Here is a 20,414-nt window from a genome sequence, read left to right as displayed (position 1 = left end):
AGGGCCGCGAGGAATGCGCGGCCGGCCCTCAAGCCGAGACGGTGGCCGCCTGGAGAAGCTGTTCCGCCGCCGCGCGGGCTTCCGGTGTGATGCTGGCGCCGGCCAGCATGCGAGCGATCTCTTCCTTGCGGCTCGGTGCATCGAGCGGCGCGACGCGCGTGGTGACGGGCGCGTCCTTTCCCGTACCGACGGAGGCCTTGGAGATCAGCAGATGCTGGCCCGCCCGCGCCGCCACCTGGGGCGCATGGGTCACGCAGATCACCTGCACCTGCCCCGCCAGGCGCGAGAGGCGGTGGCCGATGGCATCGGCGACCGCGCCGCCCACGCCGGTGTCGATTTCATCGAAAATCAGGGTGGGCGCCGAGCCGCGATCCGCCAGCACCACTTTCAGCGCCAGCAGGAAGCGCGCGAGTTCGCCGCCCGAGGCCACCTTCATCATGGGGCCGGGCCTTGTGCCGGGATTGGTGCGCACCCAGAATTCCACCCGGTCATAGCCTTCCGCGCCGGGCGAGCGGGGATCGCTGTCGATGCGGGCGGTGAAATGGGCGCGCTCCAGCTTGAGCGGTGGCAATTCGGCATCAACGGCCGCATCCAGCTTGGCGCCGGCGGCCTTGCGATCGGCGGAAAGCGCGGCGGCGGCGGCGCGATACGCCTCCTCCGCCTCGGCGACCTTGGCTTCCAGCGCGGCGAGCGTGGTGGCGCTGCGGTTCAAGGCGTCCAGCTGGGCTGCGAATCGCGCGGCGACCTTTGGCAGGTCGTCGATCGCGCCGCCATATTTGCGGGCGGCCGCGCGCAAGGCAAACAGCCGCTCCTCCACCCTTTCGAGGTCGCGCGGATCGAAGGCGGCATCGCGGAGCGCGGTTTCCAGGTGCGAACGGGCGGTCTCCAGCGCGTCGAGGGCGAGGTCGATGGCCTCCACCGCCGGCCGGACCAGACTCTGCGATTCGCCCGCGCGGCGTTCCAGGCGCCGCACCGCGGCGGAGAGCGAGGGCACGGGCGAGCCGCTGCCGCCCACCGCTTCCAGCGCCTCGGAAAGGTCGCCGGCGATCTTCTCCGAGCGCATCATGCTGGTGCGGCGCTGGGCGAGCATGACCTCTTCCCCCACCTCGGGACCGAGCGCGGTGAGTTCGTCCACCGCGTGGCGGATGAAATCGGCCTCTTTCTGCGCTTCCTCCAGGCGGGCGCGCTCGGCGCCGGCCTCCGAGAGGGCGGCGCGCCAGGCACGCCAGAGGCGGGCCACCGCCTCGGTCTTGGCGGAAAGGCCGCCAAAGGCATCCAGCAGGGTGCGGTGGGTGGTGGGGTCCACCAGGGCGCGATCATCGTGCTGGCCGTGGAGTTCGACCAGCCGGGCGCCGAGCGCGCGCAGGGTCTGCACGCTCACCGGCTGTTCATTGATGGTGGCGCGCGTGCGTCCGTCGGCCATCTGGATGCGGCGAACGATCACCTCGCCCTCGTCCGCAATGTCGGCGGCAGCGAGGATGGCGCGGGCGGGGTGGGCGAGCGGCAGATCGAAGACCGCAGTCACCTGCCCCTTCGCTTCGCCGTGGCGCACCAAGCCGCCATCGCCCCGGCCGCCGAGCGCCAGGGACAATGCGTCCAGCAGGATGGATTTTCCCGCGCCCGTCTCGCCGGTGAGGACGGTGAGGCCGTCCGCGAGCGCCAGATCGAGCTTCTCGATCAGAACGATGTCCCGGATCGAGAGAGAGGAGAGCATGGATCCTAGCCGAGACCGAGCTTCTTGAAGGCCTGGCTGATCCAGGACCCCTTGTTTTCGACCGGCAGGTTGCCGCTCGATTGAACCAGCTTATAGGCGTCCTTGTACCACTGGCTATCGGGAAAATTATAGCCGAGCACGGCGGCGGCGGTCTGCGCCTCGGACGTGATGCCGAGCGCCATATAGGCTTCGGTGAGGCGGAACAGAGCCTCTTCCACCTGCCGGGTGGTCTGGTATTGCGTGACCACCACCTTGAAGCGGTTGATGGCGCCGGTGTAATTGCGATTTTCCAGATAATAGCGGCCGATCATCATTTCCTTGCCGGCCAGCTGGTCGCGCGCCACTTCCACCTTCTTCTTGGCGGAGGCGGCATATTCCGTGTTCGGATATTTGCGAATCACATCGTCCAGGGCATCGAGCGCCTGGCGCGTCGCCTTCTGGTCGCGGGTGATGTCGGGGATGTTGTCGAAATACGCGGAGGCGACGAGATAGCTGGCGTAGGCGGCATCGTCGGAGCCCGGATGCAGCGCTATGTAGCGCTTGCCCGCCGCGATGGCCTCGTCATATTTGCCGGCCTCGTAATAGACATAGGTGTCCATCAGCAGCGCCTTGCGGGCCCATTCCGAATAGGGATGGGTGCGGTCGAGATCCTCGAATCGCTTGGCGGCCGCGGTATAGTCACCCTTGCGCATCAGGGTGAGGCCCTCGTTGTAGATCTTCTCTGCCGGCTCGTCGGGCGGAATGACATCGTCCTTGGTGCTGGCGCAGCCGGCAAGGCCGGTGGCGAGACAGAGGACCGCGAGCAGGCTGGCCGCCCGGGCGCGCAGGACAGCGGCGTCAGTGAAAAGGCGCATCACGTGAAGGTTCCATCCCAAGCCGTCGGCCTCCGTGCAGAACGCCGCAGACTACGCGGCTAAAGGCGCTTTCAGTCGGCAATGTGGCGGGCGCGGGCGAAGCGACGTCAAATGCGTTTCCGCGACCCGGTTCGCTAGGGTTTTTAAGGGCGGGGGCGCGCACGTCAAGCCGGCGGCGGGTGCACGGGGCGTAAGGGAGCCGGGATGCGAAGGCGCCGGACGCCGGCAAAACGTGCCGCGCCCGCATGCCGCGCCGAACGCTGGCTGGTAAAATGTACAAGGAGTGAAGGGCGCGGCACCACCGCCGCGCGCGACCGCCCAAGCCTAGCGCCTCAGCGCTCCGGAGCGTAGGCGAGGACGGGGGCGCCAACCGCGAGTTCCGCACCTTCGCGCCGGCCGCGAACCGGGGCATCCACCACGGCGAAGGCCGTGCGATCTGCCAGCAAGGCATCCACCACGTTGAAATTCAGCTTGTGGCCGCCGCGGAAGGACCGATAGCGGGCCATCAGGGGCAGGCCGGCGAGCGCCAGATCGCCCACCGCGTCCAGCGCCTTGTGGCGCACGAACTCGTCCGTGAAGCGCAGGCCCTCGGGGTTGAGGATGCCGGCTTCGCCGAGGCAGACGGTGTTTTCCAGCGAGGCGCCGCGGGCATAGCCGGCAGAGCGCAGGCGCTCCACATCCTTCAGGAAGCCGAAGGTGCGGGCGTGGGCCAGTTCGCGGCGGAACACGTTCGGGGTGAGGTTGCCTGCGAAGCGCTGGCGGCCGATGCCGCAATGATCGAACTCGATCTCCACTTCCAGGCGGAAGCCGGCGTCATAGGGCAGAAGCTCACCGAAGGAGGCGCCGTTCTCGACGCGGATGGGCTTGAGCACCTTGAGATATTTGCGGCGGGCGGGGAGCACGGCGATGCCGACTTCGTCGATGGCGGCAACCACCGGGCCGGCGCTGCCGTCGAGAATCGGAACTTCCGGGCCAGTCACTTCCACCTGCGCATTGTCGACGCCGAGGCCGGACAGGGCGGAGAGCACATGCTCCACCGTGGAAACGAGGGCGCCGCTCTTGTCGCCGAGGACGGTGGCGAGGTCGGTGGCCTGCACCGACTGGCGGGAAACCGCCATCTTGCGGGGGGCCTGGTCGGCGAAGGTGCGGACGAAGACGATGCCGGTGTCTGCGGGTGCGGGCTTCAGGGTAAGAGAGGCTTCGATGCCCCCGTGAACGCCAACGCCCGAAAGAGCGATTTCGCCAGCGAGGGTGGTCTGCATCTCGGAAGCCATATGGACCCCGGAAACCGTCACGGCCCAAGGCCGCCGCATTTCCGCCTCTAATGTTTCACCTCGCCTGCCTAATTCCGCCGCCGGTTCCGAATTTGATGGATCGTGTGTGGATCCATTCCGCGCCGGCGGCGTTAAGCAAGCTTCGAGGGTCAACCTAGCGGGCTCGTTGCGCTGCGCCAAATCACGCTTGCTTACCGCCTGTTACCAAGATCGTCACAAAAAAATTCTTGGTTATCAAATACTTACGCCAGAGAGGATCTCTCTGGCGCAAAGTCTGTGTCATTGAGGGCCGGCGAATCAGTTCGCTTGGCGGCGCAGGAAGGCGGGAATCTCCAGCTGATCTTCCTCGTGCCCATGCTGCGGTGCATGGCGGCTTGGAACCTCCGCCACCGGCCGCGCCGGCGGACGCTTGGCGAATTCCGAGACCGGCTCGCCGGGACGGGCGGCGGGCTTCTGCTGCGCCGCGCGCGGATCCGGAGCCCGCATGCTCGGCTGTTCGCGACGCGCGGGCGCCGCCTCGGGCTCGTCTTCACGACGGCCCATGCCCACATGCGCCAGGCGCTGGAGCAGGGTCATGCGCTTCTGCTCGGCAGCCGGCTCGCCGCGCTGGGCGCGGATCTGGTTCTGCGCGGGCATCGGCAGTTCATCCACGCGGGGCATGCGCGGCGCACGGGGACGCTGAGCCTGCGGCGGGATGTAGGGCGCGAATTCCTCATCCTCCACCGGGGCAGGCGCGGGCGCCGGCTCGGGCTCGGAATAGAAGGAGGGCTTCGGCGCAGCGGCGCGGATCGTCACTTCGTCAATGGCAACCGAACGCTGCGGCGCCGGCTGCGGCGCCTGCGGGGCGGGATGAGCCGACACGGCATTGTCGAGCGCCATCAGGTCTTCGGCGGAGATCGCCGCGACAGCGCTGCGGATCTGGGCCTCGCGGGCGTGCTCCACGGCCGCGCGGCCGGCGTTGGACATCTTGCGGCCCTGCAGGTCGGGCGTGGCTTCGCCGCGATACTGGATCTGCTCGGGAATCACGGCCGGGTCGATGCCGGTGGCCACCACCGACACGCGGATGATGCCGTCCAGGGACTGATCGAACGTGGCGCCGAGGATGATGTTGGCGTCCGGATCCACTTCCTCGCGGATACGGGTCGCGGCTTCGTCCACCTCGAACAGCGTCATGTCGTTGCCGCCGGTGATGGAGATCAGCAGGCCGCCGGCGCCGCGCATGGAGGTCTCGTCCAGCAGCGGATTGGCGATCGCGGCTTCGGCGGCCTGGATGGCGCGCTTGTCGCCGGAGGCTTCGCCGGTGCCCATCATCGCCTTGCCCATGTCGCGCATCACGGCGCGCACGTCGGCGAAGTCGAGGTTGATGAGGCCTTCCTTCACCATCAGGTCGGTGATGCAGGCAACGCCGGAATAGAGCACCTGGTCGGCCATCGCGAAGGCGTCGGCGAAGGTGGTCTTCTCGTTGGCGACCCGGAACAGGTTCTGGTTCGGGATGACGATCAGCGTGTCGACCGTCTTCTGCAATTCGTTGATGCCGTGCTCGGCGACGCGCATGCGGCGCTGACCCTCGAAGTGGAAGGGCTTGGTCACCACGCCCACCGTGAGGATGCCAAGCTCGCGGGCGGCGCGGGCCACGACCGGAGCGGCGCCGGTGCCGGTACCGCCGCCCATGCCGGCGGTGATGAACACCATGTGCGAGCCGGACAGATGGTCGCGAATCTCGTCCAGGACTTCTTCGGCGGCGGCGCGGCCGACTTCCGGCTGCGAGCCTGCCCCGAGGCCCTCGGTGACGGCGACGCCCATCTGCACCAGGCGCTCGGCCTTGGAAAGCGACAGCGCCTGCGCATCCGTATTGGCGACCACGAACTCAACGCCGGTGAGGCCGGCGGTGATCATGTTGTTGACGGCGTTGCCACCGGCGCCACCGCAGCCGAACACGGTGATTCGCGGCCGCAACTCCCGAATGTCAGGCATCTGAAGGTTGATCGTCATGTTCCCACTCCATCGCGCCCTGGGCGCCGGCACGCCGTCCGAATCCGTGGCTCTCCCCTTTGTTAAGGGGAATACCGTTAACCATCTCTAAAAGCCGTCCCTCAACCAGCGCCCGACGCGGCCAAAATATGTGCCGCCCTCCGCGCCGGCCGCCTGTCGGCGACGAGGTTCGAAATGTTCGAGGCCCGCCACCTGGGGATAGACCAGAAGCCCTGCCGCCACCGCGAAAGCCGCGCCGCGCGCGGCCTCGGGAAGGCGTGAAACCCCAAGCGGGCGGCCGATTCTCACCTGCGGGCCGATCACCCGCGCCATGAGGTCCGGCAGGCCCTGCAATTGCGCCGCGCCGCCGGTCAGCACCAGCCGGCGGCCCGCGTCGCCCCCGTGCCCGGAGGCCTTGAGGCGATCGCGCAACAGTTCGACAATTTCTTCGGCGCGCGGCTTGACGATGGTCACCAGCCGCGATTTCGGCACCGAATGGGGATGATCGCGCTCGTCGCCCGACAAAGCGGGGATCGAGAGCATGTCGTGATCGTCGGAGGATACCGCCACCACCGCGCCATGCAGCGCCTTCAGGCGCTCCGCGTCGGCAAGCCGCGCGGGCAGGCCGCGCGCGACATCGTTGGTGATGTGCTGGCCGCCGACCGCGATGCCGTCCACATAGACGCAGTGCCCGCCGGACACGATCGAGAAGGTGGTGGTGCCCGCCCCCATGTCGATGAGCGTCACGCCGAGTTCCATCTCGTCGTCGGTGAGCGAGGAGAGCGCCGCCGCATAGGGCGCCGCGACCATGGCCTCGATGCCGAGGTGGCAGCGCTCGACGCACAGCACCAGATTCTTCAGCGAGGTGAGGTCGCCCGTCACCACGTGCATGTCGACGCCGAGCTCGCGCCCGAGCATGCCGCACGGCTCGCCGATGCCGCGCCGGCCGTCCAGCGAATAGCCCACGGGCAAGGCGTGCATCACCGCCCGGCCATCGCCCACGGCATAGGTGGAGGCGGCCTCCAGCACGCGGCGGATGTCGAATTCCTCCACCGCCGGCGCGGTGAGGCGCACCGCCGCCTCGTAATGCTGGGACGACAGGCGCGCGCCCGAGACGCCGAGAATCACCGAGGCGATCTGCACGCCGGAGGCGCGCTCCGCCATGTCGACGGCCTGGCGAATCGCCAACTCGGCCCGCGCCATGTCGACGATCACGCCGCCCTTCACCCCATGGGCGCGGGTATGGCCGATGCCCAGCACGTCGATGGAATGGGTGCGCCGGCGCAGCACGTCGGATGCGCCGCGCGGCTTGAGACGCGCGATGGCGCAGACGATCTTGCTGGTGCCGATATCGAGCACCGCGATGATGCCGCTCTTCTTGGGCGGCATGGGACGCATCTTCGGGGCGAAACCTTGTGCGAGCCGATGTCTCACGCGGCGCCTCCTTTCTTGGCCTTCGCGCGGGCCTTCAGCATCTGGGCGCGGGCATCGGCGGCAGCGTCGGACAGGCGCACGACCACCCGGTCGGGCAGGCGCAGGTCGACGATGGTGATGTCGCGGGTGAGCAGTTTCTTGTCGCGGTCGAGGTCGGCGAGTTGGAGCAGCGCGTCGTCCACCGGGCCTTCGGGCAGGCGCACGTCGATGCCGTTGCGCAGCTTCAGCGTCCAGCGGCGCTCGGCCACCAGGATGGCGGCGCGCACCTGATCGCGCACCGCGGGGACGCGGGCGAGCGCATCGACGATCTCGCCCACGCGCTCCTGCGCCCCCTCGCCCACCACGATCGGCAGATTCACATAGCGCGGATCGTCGGAATAAGGAGCGATCGGGGTGCCGTCCTTGGCGATGACGCTGATCTGGCCGTTCATCTGCCAGAGCGCATAGGCCTCGCGCTCCACCACATGGATGTCGACGCGGTCGGGATAGAGCTTGCGCACGCTGGCACTGGCGATCCAGGGCATGGATTCCAGCCGCGCGCGGGTTTCATCCGCATTCACGAACAGGATCGAGGTGGTCGGCTTGATGCCGGCCGCCGCCAGGATTTCGGATGGCGTGACGTGATTCTGGCCGGAGAGATTGACCTGGGCGATCTTGAAGCCGGCGATGTTGGCCGCGGCATCGCCCATGTCGACGACAAATTCGTGGGCTTCCTCCACATGGCCGCCGAGTACCACGCCATAGGCGGTGAAGCCGCCGATCACTGCGAGGCTGAGCAAAGCGGCGCCGCGCCGGCCGAATCGCGAGGCCCCGAGGCGCACCGTCATGCGGCGCAGGAACAAAGCGATGCGGCTGGGCGGCGGGGGCTCGCGCATCGGCTGGGGCCGCACCGGCTTGCGGCCGGCGGACGAAACAGGCGGGTTCGTGCCCGGGCGCTGCCCCTGCGGGCGCTCCCTTACCGATCCAGCGACGCGTCCTCCACCATCCATGTCACAAGCTCGCCGAACGATATGCCCGCGTGGGCTGCCAGTTCGGGCACCAGGGAGGTCTCTGTCATGCCGGGTTGCGTGTTGACCTCCAGACAGATCAGGCCGGCGCCTTCGCCGGCATTTTCGTCGTATCGGAAGTCAGCACGCGAGACGCCCCGGCACCCGAGTGCCTTGTGTGCCGCGAGCGTAAATATCCGCGCCTGTTGGTAAATTTCGGGTAAAATACGGGCCGGAAGAATGTGCCTTGAGCCGCCCGGTGCATATTTGGATTCGTAATCGTAAAAAGCCTGGGTGGATTCGATCTCGATCACGTCGGTGGCCGCGTCGCGGATGACGGCGCAGGTCAGCTCGAGACCGGGAATGAACCGCTCCGCCAGCAGGTTTTCGCCGTGGGGCCAGTCGGGCCGGGTCAGTTCCTGCGGGGGATGGGCCTGGTCCTCGCGCACGATGAACACGCCGACGCTCGATCCCTCCGCCACCGGCTTCAGCACATAAGGCGGCGCCATCACATGGGCGCGCGCGGCCTCCGCCCGGCTGACTACCCGGCCGAACGGCACCGGCACGCCGGCCGCCGCCATCACGATCTTCGCTTGCGCCTTGTCCATGGCGAGCGCCGAGGCGAGCACGCCGGAATGGGAATAGGGAATGCGCAGGATTTCCAGAATCCCCTGCATGGTGCCGTCCTCGCCGGGGCAGCCGTGCAGCACGTTCAGGGCGACATCGGGGTTGAGACGGGCCAGAACCTCGGCCACGTCGCGCTTCACATCCACCCGCGTCACGCGATAGCCGGCGGCCTCCAGCACCAGGGCGCACGCTTCGCCCGACCGCAAGGAGACCTCCCGCTCGGCCGACCACCCGCCCATCAGCACTGCGACGTGTTTGCTCATCTTGCCTGTCCCTCGGCCCTGCCCGGCGACGGGCCTGTCATCTAAAGCTGCACAGCGTTTGCAATTCCCTAAAGCGGCGCGGGAATGCCGATGCGCTTGATCTCCCACTCCAGCGTCACGCCGGAGGTCTCCAGCACCCGCCGGCGCACCTCCTCGCCGAGCGCCTCGATCTCGGCCGCGGTGGCACCGCCGAGATTGATCAGGAAATTCGTATGCATCTGCGAAACCTGCGCCCGCCCCACCACCAGCCCCCGGCAGCCGGCGGCATCCACCAATTGCCAGGCCTTGGCGCCGGGTGGATTCTTGAAGGTGGAGCCACCGGTGCGGCTCTTGATGGGCTGGGTCGCCTCGCGGGAAGAGGTGATGCGGTCCATCTCGGCGGCGATTTCGGCCGCGTCGCCCGGCGTGCCTTCAAACACCGCCTGGGTGAAGATGAAATCCTCCGGCGCCGCGCTGTGGCGATAGGTGAAGCCCATGTCCGCGTTGGTGAGGATGTGGATCGCGCCGGTGCGGTCCACCGCCCGGCAGGAGACGAGCGCATCCTTGGTCTCGCCGCCATAGGCGCCGCCGTTCATGCGCAGCACGCCGCCCACCGCGCCGGGAATGCCGCGCAGGAAGGCGAGGCCCTTCAATCCCGCATCGGCCGCCGCGCGCGCCACCTTCACGTCGGGCACGCCGGCGCCTGCGAGAACCCGCGTCCCCTCCACGCTCAGCGCGCCGAACCCCTTGCCGAGCCGGATCACAACGCCCGGCACACCGCCGTCGCGCACGATCAGGTTGGAGCCCAGCCCGATGACGGTGACCGGAATATCCGCCGGCAGATGGGCGCGCGCATAGGCGAGGTCCGCCTCGTCCGCCGGCACGAACAGCACCTGTGCCGGCCCGCCCACCCGGAACCAGGTGAGGTCGGCAAGCGACGCATTGGCCGAGAGGCGGCCGCGCAGCTGCGGCAGGCGCGCGGTCAGCTCGGGCACGAGATCGGGAAAAAGCGAGGTCGCGGACATGGGGAGCGTTTAGAACGGCGCGGCGCGAAAGCCAACCGGCGGCAAAAACAGTTAGCCTCCAGTATGGGTCGAAAACTCATCAACTGCAGCAGCGAGACGGCGCGCACGCTGAACGAGCATCGCCTGCGGGTGATTTTTTTCGCTAAACATCCGGATGATGATCTCAACATCCTCCCACTTCAGCTCGACCCTAAAACTACCCGCCTTTTCACCTTCGCCAAAATCCATAAAATGATTATACACAACATCATCTTCATTTGATGGAACAGGGAGATAGCTGCTTGCACTATAATCGAGCGAAGAAGCCTCATGCCTCCAAATAATACTGTTAGTTATTCGATATAATTTCATGACTGCCTCGAACTAATATGACTCCGAGAAGCCCATCATATTCGACAAGCTAGAGCACCACCACCCCGCGATGCTTCGCCTCGCCCTCGGGCTCCACATGGATGGTGACGATGGCGTGGTCCATGTCCTCGGCGAACGCGCGCTCGATGCGGTCGCAAATGTCGTGGGCGGCAGCCACCGTCATGTCGCCGGGCACGACGAGGTGGAATTCCACGAAGGTGATGCGGCCGGCATGGCGGGTGCGCAGGTCGTGCGCCTCAAGGGCACCGTCGGCGTGGGTGGAGACCAATTCGCGAATGGCGGCCACAACGTCCGGCGGCGGGGCGGCATCCATGAGCCCACCGACCGATTCCTTCATCAAACCCCAGCCGGTCCACAGGATGTTGAGCGCAACGATGGCCGCCAGCAGCGGGTCCAGCACCGGCCAGCCGGTGATCGGCACCAGCACGAAGCCCGCCAGGACCCCCACCGAGGTGACGACATCGCTCATCAGATGCTTGCCGTCCGCCACCAGGGCGGGCGAGCGCAGGGCCCGGCCGAAGCGCAGCAGCACCACGCACCAGATGGCGTTGAGGATGGTCGCGCCGCCGTTCAGCAGCATGCCGTTCAGCGGCTGTTCGGGAAAGCGCGGGTCGAGGAAGCCGAAATAGGCCTCCCGCAGGATCGAGCCCGCCGCGACCACGATCAGCACCCCTTCAAGCACGGCGGAGATATATTCCGCCTTGTGATGCCCGAAGGGATGATTGTCGTCTGCCGGGCGGGCACTGATCTTCAGTGCCACCAAAGCGGCGAGCGCCGCCGCAACGTTGATGATGCTTTCCAGGGCATCGGACAGCAAAGCGATCGAGCCGGTCACCCAATAGGCCGCGCTCTTGAGCGCCAGCACCACGATGCCGAGAAATACGCTGCCGACCGCGATCCAGAGCGTGCGGTTCATCTTCGTCTCCGGACGGGCGGTGGGGCGTGAACGCCGCTTGCCTATCCGGTCCTACCGCTCAGCGCAACGCCTGCGGCTCAGCCACCCCCCGGCGCGAGGGCTTCCAGCTCGCCGGGCAGTGCATAGGCCCATTGCGTGATTGTGCCGGCTCCAAGGCAGATCACATAGTCGCCGGGCCTGGCGAGGCCCTTGACGATGCCCGCCAACGCTTCGGGACCTTCCAGCGCGGTGACGCTGCGATGGCCGTGGGCGCGCAGCCCCTGCACCAGATGGTCCCGGTCCGCCCCGGCGATCGGGGTTTCGCCCGCCGCATAGACCGGCGCGACGATCACATGGTCGGCGTCGTTGAAACAGGTGGAAAAATCGTCGAACAGGGAAGCGAGGCGGGAATAGCGGTGCGGTTGCACCACCGCGATTACCTGTCCCTCGCTCGCGGCGCGCGCCGCGCGCAGCACCGCGGCGATTTCCACCGGGTGGTGGCCGTAATCATCGAATATGGCGACGCCGTTCCATTCACCGGTCCGCGTGAAGCGCCGCTTCACGCCGCCGAATTGGGAAATCGCCTCCAGGATGCGCGCGTCCGGCACCCCCAGTTCGCGCGCCACGGCGATCGCGGCGGTGGCGTTCAGCGCATTGTGGCGGCCCGGCATGGGCAGGCGGAAGCCCTCGATACGGTTCCGGGTCTCGCCGCTGCGGTCGCGGAACAGGACGTCGAACTTCGTCACGCCGCCCTTGAGATCCACATTCACCAGCCGCACGTCGGCCTGCGGGTTCTCGCCATAGGTGATGATGCGCCGGTCCTCGATGCGGCCGACCAGCGCCTGCACCACCGGATGGTCGATGCACATGACCGCGAAGCCGTAGAACGGCACATTTTCCACGAACGCCTTGAACGCCTCCTGCACCTTGTCGAAGGTCTTGAAATGATCGAGGTGCTCGGGGTCGATATTGGTGACGATGGCGACTTCCGCCGGCAGCTTCAGGAAGGTGCCGTCGCTTTCGTCGGCTTCCACCACCATCCATTCGCCGGCGCCGAGGCGGGCGTTGGTGCCATAGGCATTGATGATGCCACCGTTGATCACGGTGGGGTCCATGGCGCCCGCGTCCAGCAGGGTCGCGACCAAAGAGGTGGTGGTGGTCTTGCCATGGGTGCCGGCGATGGCGACGCAGCTCTTCAGCCGCATCAGCTCGGCGAGCATCTCCGCGCGCCGCACCACCGGCAGGCGCTTGGCGCGCGCGGCCTGCAATTCGGGGTTGTCGCGCTTGATGGCGGAGGAGACCACCACCACGTCGGCATGGTCCACATTTTCGGCGCGATGGCCGACCTCGACCTTGATGCCCTCGTCGCGCAGGCGCTTCACATTGGCGTTCTCCGCCACATCCGAGCCCTGCACCTGATAGCCCAGATTGTGCAGCACCTCGGCGATGCCGCTCATGCCGATGCCGCCGATGCCGATGAAGTGGATGGAGCCGAGCGCCTGCGGAAGCTTCATTCTTGGTGTCCTCGATAGGTGGCGATGGGCGCCCCCCCTGCCAGGTGCACGACCACGTCGGCCAGATGTTCGGCGGCGTCGAGCCTGCCGGCGCTTCTGGCCGCTTGCGCCATGTTCGTCAATGCGCGCGGGTCGGCGCCGAAGGTGGAAAGCGCCGTGGCGAGCCGTTCGGGCGTGAATGTCGTCTGCGCCATCACCTGGGCGGCACCGATCTGTTCCAGGGATCTGGCGTTGGCCGCCTGGTCCTGGTCCAGCGCATTCGGCAGCGGCACGAGGATGGCGGGGCGCCCGATGGCCGCAAGTTCCGCCACCGTGGACGCGCCCGAGCGGGCAATCACCAGATGGGCGCCCGCCATGCGCGCCGGCAGATCATCGAAGAAGGGCGCGACGTCCGCCTGGACGCGCACGTCGAGATAGGCCTTGCGCACCCGGTCGAGATCCTCTTCGCGGGCCTGCTGCACGATCGACAGACGGGCGCGCAGATCGCCGTTCAGCCGCGCCACCGCCTGCGGCACCACGTCCGCCATCACGCGCGCGCCCTGGCTGCCGCCGAACACCAGCAGGCGCAGCGGGCTGCTTACCTCCGGCGCGTCGAACTTCGTGCCCGCAGCCTCCCGCACCGAGGGGCGCAGGGGATTGCCGGTGAACACCGCCTTGCGCGCCAGCTCCGCCTCGCGGGCCAGAATATCGGGAAATCCGGTGGCGATTGCGCTCACCCGCGCCGCCAGCAGGCGGTTCGCCCGCCCGAGCACGCCGTTTGCCTCATGAATGAGGCTCGGGATGCCGGAAAAGGTCGCCGAAAGCACGGGCGGCAAGGTCGGATAGCCGCCGAAGCCCACCACCACGGCCGGCTTCAGCCGCCGCATCAGCACCAGCCCGCTGAGCAGGCCCCGCAGCAGGGTGATGACGGTTTTCGCCAAAGCCACCGGGGAGCGGCTGCGCACCGTGTCGGCCGGCAGGACGTGCACCTCCCGCGCCGGAAAATGGCCGGCATAGCGCGCGGCCCGGCTGTCGGTGACAAGATCGACATCATATCCCCGCCGCCGCAGCACATGGGCGAGCGCTTCGGCGGGAAACAAATGGCCGCCGGTTCCCCCGGCAGCCAACAGGATCAATGGTTTGCTCATACCGTCGCCTGATGCCCCTGCGGTTCCGCGACCGGTTCGCTGAGCGCCGCCAACGCGGCCGCGCCCGGTCGTCGCCGGGAGAGGGCGAGCAGCATGCCCATGCCGAAGGCGAGCGAGATCAGCGAGGACCCGCCATAGGAAATGAACGGCAGCGTCATGCCCTTGGCGGGCATCAGATGCACGTTCACCGCCATGTTGATGGAGGCCTGGAGCCCGAACAGCAGCGCCAGCCCGGTGGCGGCGAAGCGGGCGAACGGGTCTTGCTCGTCGAGCGCGCGGGTGAGGCTGCGCAGGATCACGAAGGCGAACAGGGACAGCAGGATCAGGCACAGGATGATGCCGAACTCCTCCGCCGCCACCGCGAACACGAAATCCGTGTGGCCGTCCGGCAGGATGCGTTTCACCGTGCCCTCGCCCGGCCCCTGGCCGAACCAGCCGCCATGGCGGAAGCTCTCGAGCGCGGTATCGATCTGATAGGTGTCGCCGGAGGCGGGATCGAGGAAGCGGTCGATGCGCTTCTGCACGTGGGGCACGACATGATAGGCGAGCACGGCCCCGCCGACGCCGAAGCCGATGAGCCCCACCATCCAGATCCAGCGCAGGCCGGCGAGGAAGAACAGCGCGCCCCACACCATCACCACCAGCATGGTCTGGCCGAAATCGGGTTGCAGCACCAAGGGCAGCATCACGCTGCAAAGAAGCCCGATCGCGAGCAGCTGGGCCGGCATCTCGGGCCGCTTGCTGCTTTCGGAAAACAGCCAGGCGGCCAGCACCACGAACGCCGGCTTGAGGAATTCGGACGGCTGAACCGTGATCGGGCCGATGTTCAGCCAGCGCCGGGCGCCCTTCACCTCGGGCCCGATCACCAGGGTCGCGAACAGCAGCACCAGGCAGATCAGAAACACCACGATGCACACCCGCCGGATGGTGCGCGGCGACAGGAAGGAGGTGAACAGCATCACGGCGATCGCCGGAATCAGGAAGAGGACCTGTCGGTTCACGAAATGAAACGGATCGGCAATGCCCAGGCGCGCCGCGACCGGCGGGCTGGCGGCGAGGCACAGCACAATGCCGATGATGATGAGGGTGAACAGCGTGCCGAGCAGCAGGCGGTCCACCGTCCACCACCATTCGCTGAGCACGGTGCGGTCGGCGCGCGACATCATGAGGCGGGACTCCGGGGGCGGGAACGGTGTCGCCACCATGCGACAGCTTGGTTGACGCGCGATTAATCGCCGGCAACGCCGCATCGGAATTGCCGCGGCGCACCGTCCCAGCCTTTTGCCGCCAATACCCGCCAACCCATGGCACAAAGGGAGAACGCGCCTTATCTTCCCTGCGTGTCGACCCTCGCCCACAGGCGCGCCCACGCGCTGCCGAAGCTGTTTCAAGACTGGTTCGCGACCCGGGGCTGGGAGCCGCGCGCGCATCAGCTGGATCTGCTTGCCTCGGCGCGGGCGGGCCGCTCCACCCTGCTGATCGCGCCCACCGGCGCCGGCAAAACCCTGGCGGGCTTCCTGCCCACGCTGGTGGAACTGAGCGAAGCGCGCAGCACCGACGCGCGCGCGCGGGCCAAGGCGGCGAAAAAGGCGGAGACGGCTGACGGCACGCCCGCCCCGCCCCGCGCCGGTCGCGTCCCGCCGCCACGCCAATCGCCGCTGCACACGCTTTATATCTCCCCGCTGAAGGCGCTGGCGGTGGATATCGCCCGCAATCTGGAAACGCCCATCGCCGAGATGGGCCTGCCGATCCGCGTGGAGACCCGCACCGGCGATACCCCCGCCTCGCGCCGCCAGCGCCAGCGCCGCGATCCGCCGGACATCCTGCTCACCACGCCGGAGCAGATCGCCTTGCTGCTCGCCTCGAAGGACGCGGAATATCTCTTCTCCGGCCTGAAGCGGGTGGTGCTGGACGAATTGCACGCCCTGGTCACCTCCAAGCGGGGCGACCTGCTCGCGCTCGGCCTTGCGCGGCTGCGGAGCATCGCGCCGGGGCTCCAGGGCGTCGGCCTTTCCGCCACCGTGGCCGAGCCGGACGATCTGCGCCGCTACCTCGTGGGCCAGCATCCGGGCGCCCCCGACGCCGAGGAGGCGGGCGCGGGGGAGGCCCTTGCCGACCTCGTGATCGCCCAGGGCGGCGCGGCGCCCGACCTCTCCATGCTGGAGAGCCTCGCGGTCATGCCCTGGGCGAGCCACACCGCGCTCCATGCCCTGCCGGAGGTCTATGGCCTCATCGCCGCGCACAAGACCACGCTGGTGTTCGTCAATACCCGCTGGCAGGCGGAATTCCTGTTCCAGGAACTCTGGCGCATGAACGACCTCAACCTGCCGATCGCGCTCCATCACGGCTCGCTCGACGTGGAGCAGCGCCGGCGGGTGGAAGCGGCCATGGCGGCGGGAAAATTGAAGGGCGTGGTGTGCACCTCCTCGCTCGATCTCGGCATCGACTGGGGCGATGTGGACCAAGTGGTGAATATCGGCGCGCCAAAGGGCTCCTCGCGGCTCATGCAGCGCATCGGCCGCGCCAACCATCGGCTGGACGAGCCCTCCAAGGCCGTTCTCGTGCCGGCCAACCGCTTCGAGGTGCTGGAATGCCGCGCGGCCCTGGAGGCGGTGAAGGCGGGCGGACAGGACACGCCGCCCGAGCGCACCGGCGCGCTCGACGTGCTGGCCCAGCATATTCTCGGCATGGCTTGCGCGGCGCCGTTTTCCGCCGACGCGCTTTATGACGAGGTGCGCTCCGCCGCGCCCTATCGCGCGCTCCCGCGGGAGGATTTCGACGCGACGGTGGATTTCGTCGCCACCGGCGGCTACGCGCTGCGCGCCTACGAGCGCTTCGCCAAGATCCGCAAGACCAAGGACGGCCTCTGGCGCGTCTCCAACCCCATGATCGCGCAGACCTATCGCATGAATGTCGGCACCATCGTGGAAGCCACCATGCTCAAAGTGCGCCTGGTCTCGGCGCGCGGCGCCTCCAAGACCGGGCTCGCCGGGCGGGTGCGGTTCGGCGGGCGGATGCTGGGCGAGGTGGAGGAATATTTCGTCGAGACCATGGTCCCGGGCGACACCTTCGTGTTCGCCGGCGAGATCCTGCGCTACGAGGCCATGGTGGAGGACGAGGTCTATGTCTCGCGCTCCACCGCCACCTCGCCGCGCGTGCCGGCCTATGCCGGGGGCAAGTTTCCGCTCTCCACCTTCCTTGCCGCGGGCGTGCGGGCATTGCTCGCCGCGCCCGCGCGCTGGAAGACGCTGCCCGCCCAGGTGCGCGACTGGCTGAACCTGCAACGCCAGCGCTCGCGCCTGCCGGGGCGGTTCGACCTGCTGGTGGAGACGTTCGAGAATCGCGGGCGGCATTATCTCGTCGCCTATCCGTTCGAGGGGCGGCTGGCCCACCAGACGCTCGGCATGCTGCTGACCCGCCGCCTGGAGCGTGCGGGGCTCAATCCGCTCGGCTTCGTCGCCAATGATTACGCGCTCGCCGTCTATGCGGTGTCCGACATGAGCCTCGCGGTGAAGCAGGGCCGTCTTTCGCTGGACGATCTGTTCGACCAGGACATGCTGGGCGACGACCTGGAAGCCTGGCTTGCCGAAAGCGCCCTCATGAAGCGCACGTTCCGCTATTGCGCAGTCATCGCCGGGCTGATCGAGCGGCGCTTCCCCGGCAAGGAGAAGACCGGCCGGCAGGTCACCTTCTCCACCGACCTGATTTACGACGTGCTACGCCGCCACCAACCGGACCATATCCTGTTGCGCGCCGCGCGCGCCGATGCCGCCACCGGCCTCCTGGACGTGCGCCGGCTGGGCGACATGCTCGCCCGCATCAAGGGCCGCATCGCGCACCAGCCGCTGGATCATGTCTCTCCCCTGTCGGTGCCGGTGTTGCTGGAGATCGGCCGCGAGAGCGTGGGCGGGGACGCCTCCGAGGCGCTGTTGGCGGAGGCGGAGGAGGATCTGGTGCGCGAGGCGATGGGGTGATCGCGCGGCACCATCTGCACAACTTTAACGCTAGTCAACCGGGTGGCGCGGACCTAGCCTGATCGTCGGAGGGAGGGCGACATGGCAAATGCATTCAAGGTCTCGCTGGCGCCGAAGGAATTGTGGCAGCAGATCAACCCGTGGTCATTCGATCTGCGGAACGCACAGTTCGGCCTGTTCAACATAGATCTCGGCCTGACCCCGCACCCGGAAGTGGAGCAGGCGATCCTCGACGAGGTCGGCAGCTATGGCCGCCAACTCGGCCGCATCGGCGACGTGCTGGAAATCCTGCTGAAGCATGTGCCCCTGGACAATCTCAGCGACAGCGAACAGGACGCGATCCGCGTGCTGGAGGGGCAGCTTGCTGCGGTGCGTCAGGTGAAGCGCAGCGCGCTGGGGAAGAAATAGCGCCGGATGCCATTGGCGTGGGTGCGCCGCGCCCCGCTTGCCCCCGCGCGCGCGATCGGCAATATCGCAGCATGCTCGCGCGCGCTGATTCTGTTCCCCCTTCGTTCGTCGGCCTCGCCGGCGCGGACATGGTGCTGGATCCCTGTGGCGCGCTCGCCTGGCCGGAACGCCGGGTGCTGGCGGTGGCGGATTTGCATCTGGAAAAGGCCTCCGCCTTCGCCCGGCGCGGCCAGATGCTGCCGCCCTACGACAGCGCGGACACGCTCGCCCGGCTGGAAGCCCTGGTCGACCGCTGGGCGCCCGCCCTTATCCTCGCGCTCGGCGACACGCTGCATGACCGCTGGGCGCAGGAGCGCATCGCGCCGCACACCCGAGAGCGCCTCGCGGCGCTCCAGCGGGGGCGTAGCTTCATCTGGATCGCCGGCAATCATGATCCCGAGCCCAATGCCCTGCTTGAAGGGGAGTGGGCGCGCGAGATCCGCATCGGCCCGCTCACCTTCCGCCACGAGCCGCTGCCCGGCACGGTGGCGGGGGAAGTGGCGGGGCATCTGCATCCGGTCGCCCGGCTGGTGCAGCGCGGACGCTCGATCCGCCGGCGCTGCTTCGCCACCGACGGCATGCGCATGGTGCTGCCCGCCCTGGGCAGCCTCGCCGGCGGGCTGAACGTGCGCCACCCGGCGGTGTCGAGCCTGTTCGGCGAGCGCTACGAGGCCCACATGCTGGGCGCGGCGCGTACCTATCGCATCGCGGCGCACGCCTGCCTGGGTGATTGAGGGCGATAAAACCTCACGGCCATAAAAAACCCCGCGGCAGCGCCGCGGGGTCTTGAGAAGCGTCGTTGCGCGAACGGTCAGGCCCAGGAATCGTCCGAGCCGCCGTCGCTCCAGCCACCGTCGTCGCCGGTGTCATAGCCGGCATCCTGCGCGTCGGCGGTGTCCCAGCTTCCGTCCTGGGAGGCGCCCGGATCGCCGCCAAGGGCGGTCTGCGCCTCCGTGCCGAGGTTGCCGCTATCAGCCGCCGGGGTTTCCTTCGGCGTTTCGAGCGCCGCCGCCTGCTGGGCGACGGGACCGGTGCCACCGGACATCAGGCCCTTGATCCCGTCGAACAGAAGCGCGCCACCGGCAACGCCCGCCGCGGTCGCAAGCGCGCCCTGAAGGAAGCCGCCGCCGCCGAAGCCACCACCACCGCCGCCGAAGCCGCGCTGCTGGCCGCCCCAAGGACCACCTTGCTGGGGATAGCCACCCTGCGGGGGATAGCCGCCCGGCTGGCCATAGCCCTGCTGGGCGGTATTCTGTTGGCCCCACGCCCCGGAATTGGGCTGCCCCGCGCCATTCACCTGCGGGGGCAGGCCCATGGGGGCGGAGGGGAATGCGGAGGGAGGCGCCCCGGCGGCGGGACGCGCGCCTGCGGTGGGCACCGAGGTGCGGCCGCCGCCGAACAGGCCGCCGAGGAAGCTGGTGCTTTCCTGCTGCGGGGGAGCTGCGGCCTCGCGGACCTGCTGCTCCAGCTCCTGGATGCGGGCGGAGGCCTGGGTCAGCGCATGCTCCTGCACCAGCACGGTCTGCGCCAGGGCATAGGTCGCATGGGGCAGTTCGGCCAGACGCTGGGCGATCAGCGCTTCAGCCTCGCGATCGCGCGGCTGGCCCTCCAGGCCGCGCATGCGATCGAACAGGCCGTCAATAAGCGCACGTTCCTCGGGAGTCATCTCCGCCTCCGGTTGTTGACCGACTTGCATATGAGGCGGACCAGGCGGCGGAAGAAGGGCCGTCGCCCATGAATTTTTTGTAACCTTACGTAAGGTCGAGCCAGCCGCCCCCGCGCTAGGACCAATCGACATTCAGCGGCGAGGTGCAGCGTCGCGGCGCCTGACGTCGGGTGCGCGCGATTGTCTTTCTTTCACCGGTCGTCATGGCCGGGCTTGCCCCGGCCATCCACGTTGGGCCGCCTGCGCAGGCCTTGAATAGTCGATGCCAGCGGTGCCGCGTGGATGCACGGGA

Annotated in this window: 17 protein-coding genes; 3 read left to right on the top strand and 14 right to left on the bottom strand. The window is 68.1% G+C overall.

The genetic code is table 11. From position 1 onward, the window contains the following. Positions 1-28 precede the first annotated feature (28 nt). The 13 genes from recN to ftsW form a co-directional block, all read right to left on the bottom strand. A complete protein-coding gene (gene recN / locus V5F78_RS01160) occupies positions 29-1,714 on the bottom strand; it encodes a DNA repair protein RecN (RefSeq protein WP_394068690.1) in 1,686 nt (561 codons plus the stop codon). Positions 1,715-1,719: 5 nt separating this feature from the next. Further along, the gene (locus tag V5F78_RS01155) at positions 1,720-2,568 is read right to left on the bottom strand and encodes an outer membrane protein assembly factor BamD (protein WP_394068688.1); all 849 of its coding nucleotides are present in this window, start codon (positions 2,566-2,568) and stop codon (positions 1,720-1,722) included. Positions 2,569-2,900: 332 nt separating this feature from the next. Then, complete coding sequence (gene lpxC / locus V5F78_RS01150) at positions 2,901-3,842, bottom strand: UDP-3-O-acyl-N-acetylglucosamine deacetylase (protein ID WP_394068686.1); 942 nt, start codon at positions 3,840-3,842, stop codon at positions 2,901-2,903. 297 nt (positions 3,843-4,139) lie between these two features. Continuing rightward, on the bottom strand, positions 4,140-5,834 hold the full coding sequence (gene ftsZ / locus V5F78_RS01145) for a cell division protein FtsZ (RefSeq protein WP_394068685.1): 1,695 nt from the start codon (positions 5,832-5,834) through the stop codon (positions 4,140-4,142). Between the two features lie 87 nt (positions 5,835-5,921). Then, complete coding sequence (gene ftsA, locus V5F78_RS01140; RefSeq protein WP_394069067.1) at positions 5,922-7,211, bottom strand: cell division protein FtsA; 1,290 nt, start codon at positions 7,209-7,211, stop codon at positions 5,922-5,924. Between the two features lie 32 nt (positions 7,212-7,243). Then, the gene (locus V5F78_RS01135) at positions 7,244-8,122 is read right to left on the bottom strand and encodes a cell division protein FtsQ/DivIB (RefSeq protein ID WP_394068684.1); all 879 of its coding nucleotides are present in this window, start codon (positions 8,120-8,122) and stop codon (positions 7,244-7,246) included. Positions 8,123-8,202: 80 nt separating this feature from the next. Beyond that, complete coding sequence (locus tag V5F78_RS01130) at positions 8,203-9,123, bottom strand: D-alanine--D-alanine ligase (RefSeq protein ID WP_394068682.1); 921 nt, start codon at positions 9,121-9,123, stop codon at positions 8,203-8,205. A 68-nt stretch (positions 9,124-9,191) separates the two neighbouring features. Continuing rightward, the gene (gene murB / locus V5F78_RS01125; protein ID WP_394068680.1) at positions 9,192-10,127 is read right to left on the bottom strand and encodes a UDP-N-acetylmuramate dehydrogenase; all 936 of its coding nucleotides are present in this window, start codon (positions 10,125-10,127) and stop codon (positions 9,192-9,194) included. 51 nt (positions 10,128-10,178) lie between these two features. Beyond that, the gene (locus tag V5F78_RS01120) at positions 10,179-10,478 is read right to left on the bottom strand and encodes a hypothetical protein (protein WP_394041838.1); all 300 of its coding nucleotides are present in this window, start codon (positions 10,476-10,478) and stop codon (positions 10,179-10,181) included. A gap of 49 nt (positions 10,479-10,527) precedes the next feature. Beyond that, positions 10,528-11,415, bottom strand: coding sequence for a cation diffusion facilitator family transporter (locus V5F78_RS01115; RefSeq protein ID WP_394068679.1), 888 nt, complete (start codon positions 11,413-11,415; stop codon positions 10,528-10,530). A gap of 77 nt (positions 11,416-11,492) precedes the next feature. Continuing rightward, positions 11,493-12,908 (bottom strand): UDP-N-acetylmuramate--L-alanine ligase, encoded by a 1,416-nt coding sequence (gene murC / locus V5F78_RS01110; RefSeq protein WP_394068678.1) that lies wholly within the window; start codon positions 12,906-12,908, stop codon positions 11,493-11,495. Beyond that, a complete protein-coding gene (gene murG, locus V5F78_RS01105; protein WP_394068676.1) occupies positions 12,905-14,035 on the bottom strand; it encodes an undecaprenyldiphospho-muramoylpentapeptide beta-N-acetylglucosaminyltransferase in 1,131 nt (376 codons plus the stop codon). Before murG ends, murC begins: the two co-directional genes overlap by 4 nt. Then, positions 14,032-15,201, bottom strand: coding sequence for a putative lipid II flippase FtsW (gene ftsW / locus V5F78_RS01100; RefSeq protein ID WP_394068674.1), 1,170 nt, complete (start codon positions 15,199-15,201; stop codon positions 14,032-14,034). The genes murG and ftsW overlap by 4 nt, the downstream gene beginning before the upstream one ends. 138 nt (positions 15,202-15,339) lie before the next feature. Between ftsW and V5F78_RS01095 the strand changes: the two genes are divergently transcribed. From V5F78_RS01095 to pdeM, 3 genes are all read left to right on the top strand, one after another. After that, positions 15,340-18,009 (top strand): ligase-associated DNA damage response DEXH box helicase, encoded by a 2,670-nt coding sequence (locus V5F78_RS01095; RefSeq protein ID WP_394068672.1) that lies wholly within the window; start codon positions 15,340-15,342, stop codon positions 18,007-18,009. Between the two features lie 81 nt (positions 18,010-18,090). Further along, positions 18,091-18,417, top strand: coding sequence for a hypothetical protein (locus V5F78_RS01090; protein ID WP_394068670.1), 327 nt, complete (start codon positions 18,091-18,093; stop codon positions 18,415-18,417). Between the two features lie 71 nt (positions 18,418-18,488). Further along, a complete protein-coding gene (pdeM, locus tag V5F78_RS01085) occupies positions 18,489-19,190 on the top strand; it encodes a ligase-associated DNA damage response endonuclease PdeM (RefSeq protein ID WP_394068668.1) in 702 nt (233 codons plus the stop codon). Positions 19,191-19,267: 77 nt separating this feature from the next. On the opposite strand, the gene V5F78_RS01080 is transcribed toward pdeM, so the two are convergent. Continuing rightward, positions 19,268-20,122, bottom strand: coding sequence for a DUF2076 domain-containing protein (locus V5F78_RS01080; protein WP_394068666.1), 855 nt, complete (start codon positions 20,120-20,122; stop codon positions 19,268-19,270). Positions 20,123-20,414 lie beyond the last annotated feature (292 nt).

Source organism: Roseixanthobacter glucoisosaccharinicivorans (assembly GCF_043195095.2).
Lineage (GTDB): Bacteria > Pseudomonadota > Alphaproteobacteria > Rhizobiales > Xanthobacteraceae > NCEH01.
This window is presented reverse-complemented; position numbering and strand designations above follow the sequence as displayed.